A 13151-nucleotide genomic window follows, 5' to 3' on the forward strand; every position below is an offset into this window, starting at 1 on the left:
GCTTTTCGTTGTTGCAGATGGGGCGAAACGTATTGCAGCGCGCTCAACGCTGTCCGTCGATGGCGACAGGCGGCTGTGTTCCGGCATCGGTGGAGGACTCGCCGCCTTTCGCCGTGTGCTGCTGCCACAGGCTTTCGAGCGTGCGTCGCAGACGCGCCGGCGTCACCGGTTTGTGCAGCACGGGAATGCCCTTTGCCGATAGCGCCTCCAGATCCGGCGACGCCATGTCGCCGGTAATCAGCAGCGTGACGACTTCGCCGTGACCCGCGTGGCGCAACGCATCGCGCACGGCAAAGAGCGCCTCCGCTCCGGTTCGATGGTTCGCCAGCTGGTAATCGCACAGCACGGCATCCGGCACGAATCCTTCATCGATCGCCTGCAGCGCCTGAATTTCGTCCGGCACGCCGCGCACGACGCAGCCCCATCGTCCGAGCAACGCAGAAAGCCCTTCGAGAATCGACGGATCGTCGTCGATGCACAGCACGCGCCGCCCTTCGGTGGTCGAGCTGCTGGCAACCGTGTCGCCGAGACTCGACACGATTCGCGCCGGATCGCCCGCCTGCACGAGGAAGCGGAACGTCGAGCCGCGCCCCGGCGCCGAATTCATCTGCAGTTCGCCGCCGAGCAGTTCCACCAGTCGGCGCACGGTCGGCAGACCGAGGCCGTGGCCCTGGCGCGCGTCGCGCTGCGGATTGGCGACCTGATAGAACTCCTCGAAAATGCGCTCCTGTTCGGTCAGCGGAATCCCGATGCCCGAATCGCGCACTTCGATATAGCCGCCCGAGCGGCGCCCCGCCCGTCGGTAACCCAGCCAGATCGCGCCTTCCTCGGTATAGCGCACCGCGTTGGACAGCAGGTTGCTCAGCACGCGTTCGAGCAGCACCGGATCGTCATGCACGACCACGGTCGTCGGTGCGATACGCAAGGCCAGCCCTTTCGCGGCGGCCTGCGGCCGGTACTGGCTGCCGACGCGCTCGAACAGCTCGGCGAGCCGGAAATGCAGCCGGATCACCTGCGTCACGCCGCTTTCCAGCCGCGCGAGGTCGAGCACCTGATTGAACAGCTGGTTGAGCGCCTCGACGTTGCGCACGATGTGGTCGGCGGTCTTCGCGTGCTGCGCGGGCGCGACGGTGCCGTCGTTCAGCGACGCGGCGAGCAGCCCGATCGCGTGCAACGGCTGCCGAAGATCGTGGCTCGCGGCGGCAAAGAAGCGTGTTTTCGCGAGGCTCGCCTCTTCGGCTACCAGCTTCTGGGCGGCCAGCGACTCGGCCAGATACTGCTGGTCGACGCGCGCCTCGACCACCCGGCGGAACAGCTTCCGGTAACTCAGCGCATACACATTGATCGCACAGAAGAAAAACGCGAGGACGATCGCGAGAATCGTGCGGTCGAACGTGTGGACGCTGAAATGGAGCGCAATGGACGGCAGCAGCAGGAACGGAATCGCGGTGACGAAGTTGAGGAAATCGAAACCGTTCGACATGAACACGCCGGCCGCGAGCGTGACAAGCATCACCGTGTGCAGCAATGGCAGGTCCGTGTGGGGACTCTGGAACGCGAACCAGATGGCCGCGCCCGGCGCCGAGTAGAGCAGCATGCCGCGCAGCGCGTGCAGGTTGATCCAGGCGCGCGGCGAAAGCCCCGTGGGCCAGCGGCGGTTGCACAGCCAGAGGGCGAGCCCGGCGCAGTTGGCGACGCCGTAAAAGCCGAAACACAGCGCGAACAGATGCGGTGACGGGATGTCGGGCCAGTAGATCGCGACCAGCACCACGATCGAAAACCAGTGCGATACGAAGGCAATCGGATCCTGCGCGTACAGGACCGGTACGAGATCGTCGTCAATGGCGCGCTGGATGGGATCGGCCCGCATCGTGCGGTCTCCTTGCCGGAAGCCGGCGGTCTGGATGGCGAACCGTGCGGGTTGCACGTCCCGTTTTACCGTTTGTGCCCGTTACATGCCCGTTATGCGCCGATGGTTTACCCGGGAGTTTACCCATCAGCTACCACTTAATCCATATAGGCGAAGCCGCCCGCAAAAACGATACTGGTTCCAACTTACCAGCGCGGCCAAAGCCTTTCGGGGCTTTTCTGACAGCCAGCTTCAAGGCTTCCCGGCGGATTATCCGCCACCCCGCGCTCCATGCCCCAAAAATCGACGGAGGCTTTCATGGGCGCCATTGCGGGCCGCGAACTGGCACGACATCTCGACGACGCTATCCTGCCCGACCTGTGGCGGCGCCGTACCCAACTGTCGCACGACGAAATGGCATCGATGTACGACCTTGTCCGCCGCGCGCTGCGGACCTACCATCCCGTCGAGCTGCAGGCGCTCGGCGAGGACAAGGAAGAACTCGTCGCGCAGTTCATCTACACGAAGGTGCTGCGTCTCGCACCGGGCCACACCGAATCGCAGTCCTGCCCGGAAAGCGCGCCGTCGAGCAGCTACGCGCTCTGTGCGTACTTCCGCCGTTATCTGATCGACTGTCTGCGCAGTGCAAGTCATCAACGTAACGTCTCCATGGAAAACGACGGCATGGAACAGGAAATCGACCTTCACGCGCAGGCGCTCGAAGACCCGGTCAACAGCGTACTGACCGATTACGGTCTCAACGAGCACTGCGTGCGCCGAGCCGCCCGGGCCTTTATCGCGAGCCTCGACGAACCGGAGCAGATCGTGCTGGCCGGCAGCCTCGGCTGGTGTTCCGAATGCAAAGGCGGTCTTTCAGCGGTTGCCACGCAGTTCAGCGTGCCGTCGTACCACTATCGGGCCGTCAAACTCGGCGTCACCATGAAAAAGACGGCCGACGCCGGCGATTTTTCCAACACGAAGATCGGCCGCTGGCTTGTGGACGTGCTCGGCATCGAAATCTGTCTCGACAACCGCGACGCAATCCTTGTCGCGCTGAACCTGCTCGCCGCCGAATCGAACGCGCAGGAAATGAATGAAGCAGCCGCATAACTGAAGCGCAGCTGGACGCAGTCCTTCCGTGTGCGGACCGGCCGCACGGGGGACTGCGTTTTTTTTAATTGTTCTGACGTGTGCCGTCTAAGATAAACAGGCGCGCCGCGTATCCCCCGCGCTGCGCGTTCCCGTCCGTTCCGTCCAGTCCTGCCAGGGTTTCCCTGCCCTGCGCACGAGCATGCGAGGTGGTCGTATGAACCGCTTGTCCAGCGCTATTCAGTCGATAGAGCCGCATTACGAGGTCGTTGTCATCGGGTCAGGTTACGGCGGCGCCATTGCCGCGTCGCGCATGGCGCGTGCGAAACGCAAGGTGTGTCTGCTCGAGCGAGGACGCGAATTCATGGCGGGCGAGTTTCCGGCGACGCCCCTGGAAGGGGTGGAGCAGGTGCAGTACAACACCGCGTTCAAGCGGATCGGCTCGCCGCTCGCGCTGCTGGAAGTGCATCTGAACGCGGAAGTGAACGCGGTGGTCGGCTGCGGCCTGGGTGGCACGTCACTCATCAACGCGAACGTCGCGCTGCATCCCGATCCGCGCCTGTGGGACGATCCGCGCTGGCCCGCCGCCGTGCGCAACGACAAGGACGGACTCGACAAGGGCTACGCCCGCGCCTTCACCATGCTGAGCCCTTCGCCCGTGCCGGCGGATTATCCGCGCCTGCCGAAGCTCGATGCGCTCGAACTGTCAGCGAAGGCGCTCGGCATGGAAGACCGCTTTTACCGGCCACCGATCACCGTCACGTTCACCACCGGACCGAATGCGGCCGGCGTGCATCAGGAACGGTGCATCGGTTGCGGCGACTGCAATTCCGGCTGCAATCACGAAGCGAAGAATTCGACGCACATGAACTATCTGCCCGATGCCGTCGCGCACGGCGCGCAGATTTTCACGGGCGCTGCCGTGCATTCCGTCGTGCGCGATGAAGCCACGCAGAAATGGAGGGTGCGATATCAGATCGTCGACGTGGGCCGCGAAATCTACGACGCGCCCGATCTTTTCGTGCTGGCCGATCACGTGATCCTGTCGGCCGGCACGATCGGGTCGACTGCGATCCTGCTGCGCTCGAAGGAAGCGGGACTCACTGTGTCGCCGCAACTCGGCCATCATTTCACCGGCAATGGCGACGTACTCGCGTTCGCGTTCAACACCGACACCGAAATCAACGGTGTCGGCTGGGGCACGCACAAGCCGGGCGACATCCCGCCGGTAGGTCCGACGATCTGCGGCATCATCGACCATCGCGATACGCCCAACGTGAAAGATGGCTTTGTAATCGAGGAGGGATCGCTCGCAGCACCAATCGGCGGCGCACTGCTGGGCGTGCTCGCTCCGACGGGCGCCTTCGCTGGCGTGCGCGTGCCGGATCTGCCCGGCGAAGGTCCGCTCGAGGACGAAGCGCGCATTCTGGAAAGCGTGTTGCGCGGGCCGTATCGCGGCGCAATGCGCAACACGCAGACGTACCTCGTGATGGCTCACGACGACGAAAGCGGAGAAATATCAGTCGAAAATGGCCGGCCCCGCATCAGCTGGCCGAAAGCGGGCAAGCAGCCGATTTTCGACACAGTAGAAAAAACGCTCGAACGTGCGACCGTCGGGCTGGGCGGCGAATACATCCGCAACCCCATTTCGCTCGATGCGTTCAAGGACCGGCTCGTGACCGTGCACCCGCTGGGCGGCTGCGGCATGGCCGACGATGCCGCTAACGGCGTTGTCGATCAGGCGGGCCGCGTGTTCAGCGGCGCGGCGGGCAACGCGGTGCACGACGGGCTCTACGTGATGGATGGCGCCGTGATGCCGATGTCGCTCGGCGTCAATCCGCTCCTGACAATTTCGGCGCTGGCCGAGCGCAATTGCGCGCAACTGGCGGCGTCCCAGGGCTGGACCATCGACTACGATGCGGCGGGCACTTCCGCGCCGCCGCCCCAGCCGAAACCGGGCATCCGCTTTACGGAAACGATGATCGGCGACTACACGCCGACCGGCGCGAAGGATGCCGTCAAGATGCAGTTCACGGCGACCATCACGTCGGATGATCTCGAAGACATGATGAAGAATCCGCAGCATCAGGCGGGCATGGCCGGCACGATGACGTGCCTTGCGCTGTCGGCGCAACCGCTCACGATCAGCGACGGGCGCTTCAACCTCTTCGTGGTCGACGAGAACAACGTCGACCGGCGTGACATGAACTACCGGATGACGCTTCAGTCCGTAGAAGGCAAAAAGTATTATTTCTTCGGACAAAAGATCATCACCCACACGTCGGTGCTCGAACTGTGGAAAGAGACCAATACGCTCTACGGCCAGATGCGCGAGTCGTCCGCGGCAGACGCACCCGTCATCGGCACGGCGACGCTCATCATCACGTTCGAAAATTTCCTGAGGCAATCGCGCACGTACGACATCACCAACGCGCCCGACATCAAGACGCGGCTTGAGCTGGCGGCGAAATTCGGCAAGTTCTTCAGCGGCGTGCTGTTCAACGAATATGGCGGCGTCGCGGCGCCGTTGCAGTATTTCGATCCCGACGCCACGCCGCGCAGGAAACGCGCGTTGCGCGCGCCGGTGCCGCAAGTCTCTTTCTTCAAGACCGAAGACGGCAAGACGCTGCGGCTCACACGCTTTCACGGCGGCAACAAGGGACCTGTGCTGCTGATTCACGGTTCCGGTGTATCGAGCCGCATCTATTCGACGGACCTCATCGATACGAACCTCGTCGAATTCCTGTGCGCCACGCAGCACGATGTATGGCTCGTCGATCTGAGGGTGAGCATCGAACTGCCGGGCGCGCCCGACCCGACGACCGCCGACGCCGTCGCGCGCTACGACATTCCGGCAGCCGTCGCGAAAGTACGCGAGCTGTCGGGCGCGGACAGCATCCAGATCTTCGCGCACTGCTTCGGCGCCGTGGCCTGCACGATGTCGCTGCTGTCAGGCCTGAACGGCGTGCGCTCCGTGGTGCTGTCGCAGGTCTCCGCGCATCTGGTGCCGCCATTGCTCGCGCGGATCAAGGCGGGCCTGCACGTCCCCGACCTTCTCAAGCACCTCGGTATCAAGGACATGACAGCGTACACACAGCGCGACACGTGGCCGAAGAACCTGATTGACGACGCGCTGAAGTTCTATCCTGTGGAAGACGACGAGCACTGCACGAACGCCGTGTGTCATCGCGCGACGTTCCTGTATGGCCTGCCCTACGAACACGCGCAACTCGATGAAATCCTGCATTCGAATCTGCAGGAACTGTTCGGCGTACACGACGTGGAACTCTTCGACCAGCTGGCCGAAATCGTCCGCAAGGGGCATCTGGTCAACGTCGACGGCGACGACGTCTACATGCCGAATATCGCCGGCATGAACCTGCCGATTGCGTTCATCCACGGTTCGGAGAATCGCGTTTATCTGCCCGAGAGCACGGAAAAGACGTACAACCTGCTCGTCGACACGTTCGGGGCGGATAAATTCGAGCGGCACATCATCAAGGGATACGGCCACATCGATTGCGTATTCGGCAAGCGGGCCGCGATCGACGTTTACCCGACCATCGCGAGGCATCTGCTTGCGCATTGACGCGCTTGATGCGCAGGCGGCATTCGCGTCTAGAGCAGCTTGCCCGGATTCAGGATGCCGTTCGGGTCGAGCGCATGCTTGATCGCGCGCATCGCCGCGAGTTCTTCCGGCGAGCGCGAGATCGGCAGAAACTCGCGCTTTAGCAGTCCGACGCCGTGCTCCGCCGACACCGATCCGTTCAGCGGCCCCAGCATCGCGTAGACGAACGCGTAAATCGCATGGTGTTCGACGCCCGGCACCGAATGGCCATCGACGGTGACATGCAGATTCGAATCGCCGATATGGCCGAAGAAATATGACCGGTTGCCCGGCCACTTTTTATCGAGCGCGGCACGGCACTGATCGACAAAGCGGCCGATCTCGCCAATCGAAAGGCTCACGTCGAAATTCACCGGATCGAGCCGCGAGGGAAACTCCGCCGTGCATTCGCGGATCGCCCACAACGCGCGCGCATCGGCGACCGATTGCGCGATCACCGCATCGCGAATCGCCCGCGAGTCGAGCGCATCTCCAAGCGCCGATGCGAAGCGCTCGCCGTCATCGCGGGCATCGAAACTCGCGTGTTCGATCAGCGCGTACAGCGGATGCGCGTGTTCGAACGGAGAACGGGCCTCAGTGGTTAGCGACACACCGAAGTCGAAAAAGTCCGGCCACATGATCTCGAATGCGCCGATATCGTTGCCGAAGCGCCTTGCCAGACTGCGCAAAAGGTTGACCGCCGCATCGTAACCGTCGAGCGCGACGAGCGCCGTATGACGCGACGCACGCTGCGGATGCAGTTTCAGCACCGCACGCGTGATGATGCCCAGCGTGCCTTCCGATCCGATGAACAGATGCTTGAGGTCATAGCCCGTGTTGTTCTTGATCACGCGGCTCATCGAAGTCAGGACCGCGCCCGTTGCCAGCACCGCTTCGAGCCCGAGTACCTGGTCGCGCGCGGTACCCGACTGGATCACGCGATTGCCGCCCGCGTTCGTCGCGAGATTGCCGCCGATCTGGCATGAACCGCGCGCGCCGAGATCGAGCGTCAGCTCGAAACCCGCCTGCGCGGCGGCATCCTGCGCGACCTGCAGCGTCGTGCCGGCAAGCACGCTCATCGTCGCCGACGCGACATCGATGTCCTCGACGCCGCTCATCCGGTCGAGCGCGATCGCGATATCGGTCGCGCGGGGAACCGCGCCGCCCGCGAGACCTGTCATGCCGCCTTGCGGCACGACGCTCTGATGCGCGTCGTTGCAGATCATCATCGCGCGCGCCACCTCCTGCGTCGTGCGCGGCAGCAGGAGCGCAGCGGGCCGCATCGGCGCGTGGCGCGTGTAGTCCGTCATCGACCGTTCGCCGATCGCGTCGCCCGTGCGTACCGCGTCGTCGCCGATAGCTTCGCGCAGCGCATTGAGGGTTGCGGCCAGCGTTGCGTCGTGTTCCTTCGTCATGCCGCTGTTCCCTGGGTTGCGTGTTTTTTACGGTAGCCCATCGAATCGTTGATGCGCCCAAGGATGTAGTCGCCCGCGGCGACCGGTTCATAACGCCGTTCGGCGTCGCTCACACCCAGATCGCGCGGATCGACCTGCGCGCCATACGTCGGATCATAGAACGTCGCGATCGAATAGCGCTCGCGGCCTGACGCGTTGATCACGCGATGCAGTGTCGAACGAAAGCGGTCGTTGGTCCAGCGCGCAAGCAGATCGCCGACATTCACGACGAAGCTGCCGGGCACCGGCGGCGCATCGACCCAGGTGTCGTTCGCAATCTCGCGCACCTGCAGGCCGCCCACCTGATCCTGCCACAGCAGCGTGATGCAGCCGTAGTCGGTGTGCGGCGCAACGCCGAACTGGTCGGCGTCGGATTGCGGCGGCTGGGGCGGGTAATACACCATCTGTGTGCGCTGCATCCGCTTCGTATAGCGCGAAGCGAAAAAATCCTCGCTGATCCCAAGGCCGGCTGCCACCGCGCGCAACAGCTCCGCGCCGCACGCGGCCACCGCCTCGTAATAGCCGTACAGCGAAGGACGCAGTTCAGGCATGAAGTCCGGCCAGTTGTTCGGACCGCGCAACGCCTGTCCCGCGCGCACGTCCGGATCGTCCTCCGGCAACTCCAGCCCGATGCTGAAAAACTCCTTGTAGTCGGGCCGTTTCGCCTGATACATCGTGGCGTCGCCCAGCGCATTGAAACCGCGATGACGCGCGTTCACCGCGGCCCGCCGCTTCGTTTCGACAGGAAACGCGAAGAATGTACGCGCGGCATGTTCCGCCGCGTCGATCACGGACTGCGGCACACCGTGATTCACGATGTAGAAGAAGCCGATCGTCGTGCACGCGTCGTAAATCTCGCGGCCCACGCGCGCGAGTGCCTGCGGATCCTCGCCGCCGTGCAGCCCGGCGAGGTCGATGATCGGAATGCGGGTGACAGGTGGCATCGCAACGCTCCGTGTTTGGCCCTGCGCGCAAAGGCTGACGCCCAGGCGCTGAAAGATTGCGGGATCTCACGTTGTATATACCGCCAAAAGCGTGTTCGCAAGGTGCAGCGCAATGCCTTGCAGCGGCCAATGATCAGACTGTTCGCGCCCGCACACGCTTTATTTCTTTCGCGCCGGAACTGCGGTATATACTGCCCCGCATGGCTCGCGTCGACCCTCATTCGCGCGACACCGCTTTGCCCACTGGAGAATCTCATGAGCATCCTTGCAGGCTGGAAGTGTCGTCTGATGGCGTTGACGTTGTGTGCCGCGAGCGTCGGCAGCGCGTATGCGGACGATCAACTCGCGAAAGTGAAGAAGGCCGGCGAACTCGTCGTCGGCACGGAAATGCAGTTCGCGCCGTTCGATTTCCTCGAGAACGGCCAGCAGGCAGGCTTCAACAAAGACCTCTTCGCGGAAGTCGGCAAGGAACTGGGCGTGAAGGTCCGCTTCATCGACCTGCCCTGGCCGAGCGTGCTGCCTGGCCTCGAAGCCGGCAAGTTCGACATGGTGGGCGGCCCGCTGACGGTCACGAAAGCGCGCATGGAACGCTACACGTATACCCTGCCCGTCGCCGACGCCACCGACGCGCTCCTCAAGCGCGCGAACGATACAAGCCTCAAGCAGTCGTCCGATATCGCCGGCAAGACCGTCGGCGCGGGCAAGGGCTCCGCGCAGCTCGACCAGCTGAAGGCGTATGTCGCGACGTTGCCGAAGCCGCCAGAAATCCGCGAGTACGTCGACAACAACCAGGCTTACGCTGACCTCGCCGCCGGCCGCATCGCCGCGGTCGCGAACTCGATGACGAATATCGCGTACGTCGCGAAGCAGCGTCCGGAAGCCTTCGCCGTCGTCACGCCGCCGTTCGGCGCGAAGGTTTATTTTGCGTACTGCATGCGCAAGGACGCCGACAGCAAGCCGCTCGCCGATGCGTTCAACGCGGCACTCGTGAAGATGCACGGCGACGGTCGTCTCGCCACGCTGCAGAAAAAGTGGTTCGGTGTCGCGATGGATGCACCGACCACGATGCCCACCCCGAACTACTGATGCGCTGACGCAGCAGGCGATACGTGTCCGTGTCGAGCGACACCGCGACACCCCACGCATCGCGTAACCCGACTTCGTCTGCAGGTGCCATGTTCAGCACAACCATCTTTGCACAGGGCCTGCCGCTGCTGCTTCATGCGGCGCTCGCCACCGTCGGCATCTCGCTGACCGGGCTTCTGATCGGCTTCTTTGTCGGTGTAGGTGTGTGTTCGGCGCGGCTCTCCCCGCATCGCGCTGCACGCATGTCCGGCGGCGCCTACGTGTTCTTCTTTCGCGGCGTGCCGATGCTGGTGCAGTTGCTGCTCGTCTTTTACCTGCTGCCGTTCGTGGGCATCAACGTGTCGCCGCTTGTCGCTGCAATCAGCACGGTGTCGCTCTGTTCGGCCTCGTACATCGCGGAGATTCTGCGAGGCGGTTTTCTCAGCATTCCCCCCGGACAGATTGAAGCCGCACGGATGCTCGGCCTCTCGCCGCTCGACATGCTGCGCCGGATTCAGGTGCCGCAGGCATTCCGCCTGACGCTGCCTTCGCTTGTGAACGAAATGGTGCTGCTCATCAAGGCGTCCTCGTTGATCTCGGTGGTCGGCGTCGCTGAAATCACGCGGACTGCCCAGAACATTGCAGCGAGCACGTACCGGCCACTCGAAGCCTATGTGGCCGCGGGGCTCATCTACTTTGTGATCTGTGGCGTGCTGTCGCTTGTCGCGCACGCCGCCGAATACCGCTTGCAACACGCCTGAGGCCGTCGAAATGCAGCAGTTCGATCCCACCGTCATCACGCACAATCTCCAGCCAATCGCAGCAGGCCTCGTCACGACGCTCGGCACGTGGATCGCAGGCGTGCTGATCGGCCTCGCGCTCGGATTCGTGATTGCCGTGCTGCAACTCTTTGGCGGGCGCTGGATGCGTGGCGTGCTGCGCGCGTATATCGAACTCTTTCGTGGCACGCCGTTTCTCGTGCAACTGTTCCTGCTCTATTACGGCGGCCCGTCGTTTGGCCTGACGCTCGAACCGATGACCGCTGGCGTGCTGGGGCTCGGCCTTTATGGAAGTGCCTATTTTGCAGAGGTTTTCCGCTCGGGGTTTCAATCCATTCCGCGCGGCCATCTCGAAGCGGCGTCATGTCTCGGGCTTTCGCGCTGGCAAGCGGTTGTGCGTATCCAGGTGCCGCAAATGCTCGTGCTGATCGTGCCCGCGCTCACGAATCTGATCATCGTGCTCAGCAAGGAAACTGCGGTGCTGTCGATCGTGACCGTGCCCGAACTTACGTTTGTGCTGACCGGCATCGGCTCGGCCACGTTCGCATTCGTCGAGACATTGCTGGTGCTGTGCGTCTGCTATCTCGCGCTCGTCGAACTGACATCGCGTGCGGGCATGTGGGCCGAGCACCGTCTCTCCCGTTTCATGGCGTGATCTGAAGCCCGACACCGGACGTGAACATGAATGCAATGACCGACATGCCCTCTTCCCTTTCTTCGTCAGGTTCTTCACGCGCCGCCGCGCCGCTCGTCGAAGTGCGCGACCTGAAGAAGCGCTTCGGCGATAACGAAGTGCTGCGCGGCGTCGATCTCGACATCGGGAAATCCGAAGTGGTCTGCATCATCGGGCCGTCGGGTTCGGGCAAGAGCACGCTGCTGCGCTGCCTCGCCGCGCTCGAAACGTACGATCAGGGCGACGTGCGTATCGAAGGCGAACTGCTCGGCTATAGCGAACGAAACGGCAAACGCGTGCGCGCTTCGCAGAGCGAGATCAATCGCGTGCGGCGCAACGTCGGCATGGTGTTCCAGCAGTTCAACCTGTGGCCGCACATGACCGCGCTCGGCAACGTCATGGAAGCGCTTCGGCGCGTGCGCAACCTGTCGGGTGACGACGCCCGCAAGCGCGCGCTCGCGATGCTCGACACGGTCGGTCTCGCGCACAAGGGCGACGCGTATCCGGCGAAGCTCTCGGGCGGCCAGCAGCAGCGTGTAGCGATCGCGCGTGCGCTCGCGATGGAACCGCACATCATGCTGTTCGACGAACCGACGTCGGCCCTCGATCCGGAACTCGTCGGCGAAGTGCTGCAGGTGATGAAGCAGCTCGCGCGCGACGGCATGACGATGGCGGTCGTCACACACGAAATGGGCTTCGCCGCGCAGGTGGCGGACAAGGTCGTCTTTATCGATCAGGGCCGCATTGCCGTCGAAGGCAATCCGCGCGATGTTTTTCATGACGCGCAGCAGCCGCGTCTGCGGCAGTTCCTGCAGAACTACATCGATCGCAATGCGTTCTGGACGCGCAGCGGCGCCGACGGAGAACCCGCGTGACGAGCGGCGCCTCGCGTGGCGGAAGCGGTACTGGTGGCAGAAGCGCCCCGGCACGCGCGGCGCCGCAGCTCGCCACGGCGCCAGGGGCCACGCGCTACGAGCAGGTGAAGCGCCATATCCGCGACACGATCGAATCCGGCGCGCGCCGGCCGGGCGACCGCATTCCTTCGGAACTCGATCTCGTCGCTTCGCTCGGTGTGTCGCGGATGACGGTCAATCGCGCGCTGCGCGAACTCACCAGCGAAGGGCTGCTCACCCGTGTGTCGGGCGTTGGCACGTTCGTCGCCGAAGCGAAGCCGCAGTCGACGCTCCTCATGATCGCGCACATTGGCGACGAAATCCGCTCGCGCGGCCACGAATACACGTGCGATACGTTGCTCACGCAACGCGAGACCGCGCCGGCCGGCGTATCGAACGCACTTGGGCTTGCACCGGGCGCGTCGGTGTTTCATGTGATCTGCGTGCATCGCGAGAACGGCCTGCCCGTGCAGCTCGAAGACCGGTACGTCAATCCGGCAATCGCGCCCGACTTTATCCAGCAGGATTTCTCCGCGGTGCGCCCTTCGGAATATCTATACGCGATCGTCCCGGCACACGATGTGGAACATATCGTCGACGCCGGACTGCCGACGCGTGCCGAAGCCGGTCTACTCGAAATCGCAGCGGAAGAACCGTGCCTGACGCTCGTGCGGCGCACGTGGACGAGCGGAATCGCGGTCACGTTCGCGCGCTTCGTGCATCCGGGGTCGCGTTACCGGCTGGGTTGCCGGTTCACGCCCGATACGTCGCTGCGCCAGGGATAGACGCCGTCAAAAG

General features: G+C 63.6%; 10 protein-coding genes. 7 read left to right on the top strand and 3 right to left on the bottom strand.

All coding sequences use genetic code 11. From position 1 onward, the window contains the following. Positions 1–43: 43 nt before the first annotated feature. Positions 44–1870, bottom strand: coding sequence for an ATP-binding response regulator (locus tag LPA36_RS28235; protein ID WP_228883804.1), 1827 nt, complete (start codon positions 1868–1870; stop codon positions 44–46). Between the two features lie 297 nt (positions 1871–2167). Here LPA36_RS28235 and LPA36_RS28240 point away from each other — a divergent pair, with 297 nt between their 5' ends. Next, complete coding sequence (locus tag LPA36_RS28240; protein ID WP_228883805.1) at positions 2168–2959, top strand: hypothetical protein; 792 nt, start codon at positions 2168–2170, stop codon at positions 2957–2959. A gap of 196 nt (positions 2960–3155) precedes the next feature. Beyond that, entirely contained in the window at positions 3156–6527 is a 3372-nt protein-coding gene (locus LPA36_RS28245; protein ID WP_228883806.1) for an alpha/beta fold hydrolase, read from the top strand. Positions 6528–6556: 29 nt separating this feature from the next. On the opposite strand, the gene LPA36_RS28250 is transcribed toward LPA36_RS28245, so the two are convergent. Both LPA36_RS28250 and LPA36_RS28255 read right to left on the bottom strand, forming a co-directional pair. Continuing rightward, positions 6557–7960 (bottom strand): FAD-binding oxidoreductase, encoded by a 1404-nt coding sequence (locus LPA36_RS28250; RefSeq protein WP_228883807.1) that lies wholly within the window; start codon positions 7958–7960, stop codon positions 6557–6559. Further along, the gene (locus LPA36_RS28255) at positions 7957–8943 is read right to left on the bottom strand and encodes an isopenicillin N synthase family dioxygenase (RefSeq protein ID WP_228883808.1); all 987 of its coding nucleotides are present in this window, start codon (positions 8941–8943) and stop codon (positions 7957–7959) included. The genes LPA36_RS28250 and LPA36_RS28255 overlap by 4 nt, the downstream gene beginning before the upstream one ends. Before the next feature lie 255 nt (positions 8944–9198). On the opposite strand from LPA36_RS28255, the gene LPA36_RS28260 reads away from it, so the two are divergent. From LPA36_RS28260 to hutC, 5 genes are all read left to right on the top strand, one after another. Next, the gene (locus LPA36_RS28260; RefSeq protein WP_228883809.1) at positions 9199–10029 is read left to right on the top strand and encodes a transporter substrate-binding domain-containing protein; all 831 of its coding nucleotides are present in this window, start codon (positions 9199–9201) and stop codon (positions 10027–10029) included. An 89-nt stretch (positions 10030–10118) separates the two neighbouring features. Beyond that, a complete protein-coding gene (locus tag LPA36_RS28265) occupies positions 10119–10769 on the top strand; it encodes an amino acid ABC transporter permease (RefSeq protein ID WP_228883810.1) in 651 nt (216 codons plus the stop codon). Between the two features lie 10 nt (positions 10770–10779). Beyond that, complete coding sequence (locus LPA36_RS28270) at positions 10780–11442, top strand: amino acid ABC transporter permease (protein WP_228883811.1); 663 nt, start codon at positions 10780–10782, stop codon at positions 11440–11442. 26 nt (positions 11443–11468) lie between these two features. Further along, positions 11469–12335, top strand: coding sequence for an amino acid ABC transporter ATP-binding protein (locus LPA36_RS28275; protein ID WP_324250991.1), 867 nt, complete (start codon positions 11469–11471; stop codon positions 12333–12335). A gap of 104 nt (positions 12336–12439) precedes the next feature. Then, positions 12440–13138 (top strand): histidine utilization repressor, encoded by a 699-nt coding sequence (gene hutC / locus LPA36_RS28280; protein ID WP_228883854.1) that lies wholly within the window; start codon positions 12440–12442, stop codon positions 13136–13138. Positions 13139–13151 lie beyond the last annotated feature (13 nt).

It is taken from the genome of Paraburkholderia saeva (assembly GCF_907164555.1).
In the GTDB taxonomy this organism is placed as follows: Bacteria; Pseudomonadota; Gammaproteobacteria; order Burkholderiales; family Burkholderiaceae; genus Paraburkholderia; species Paraburkholderia saeva.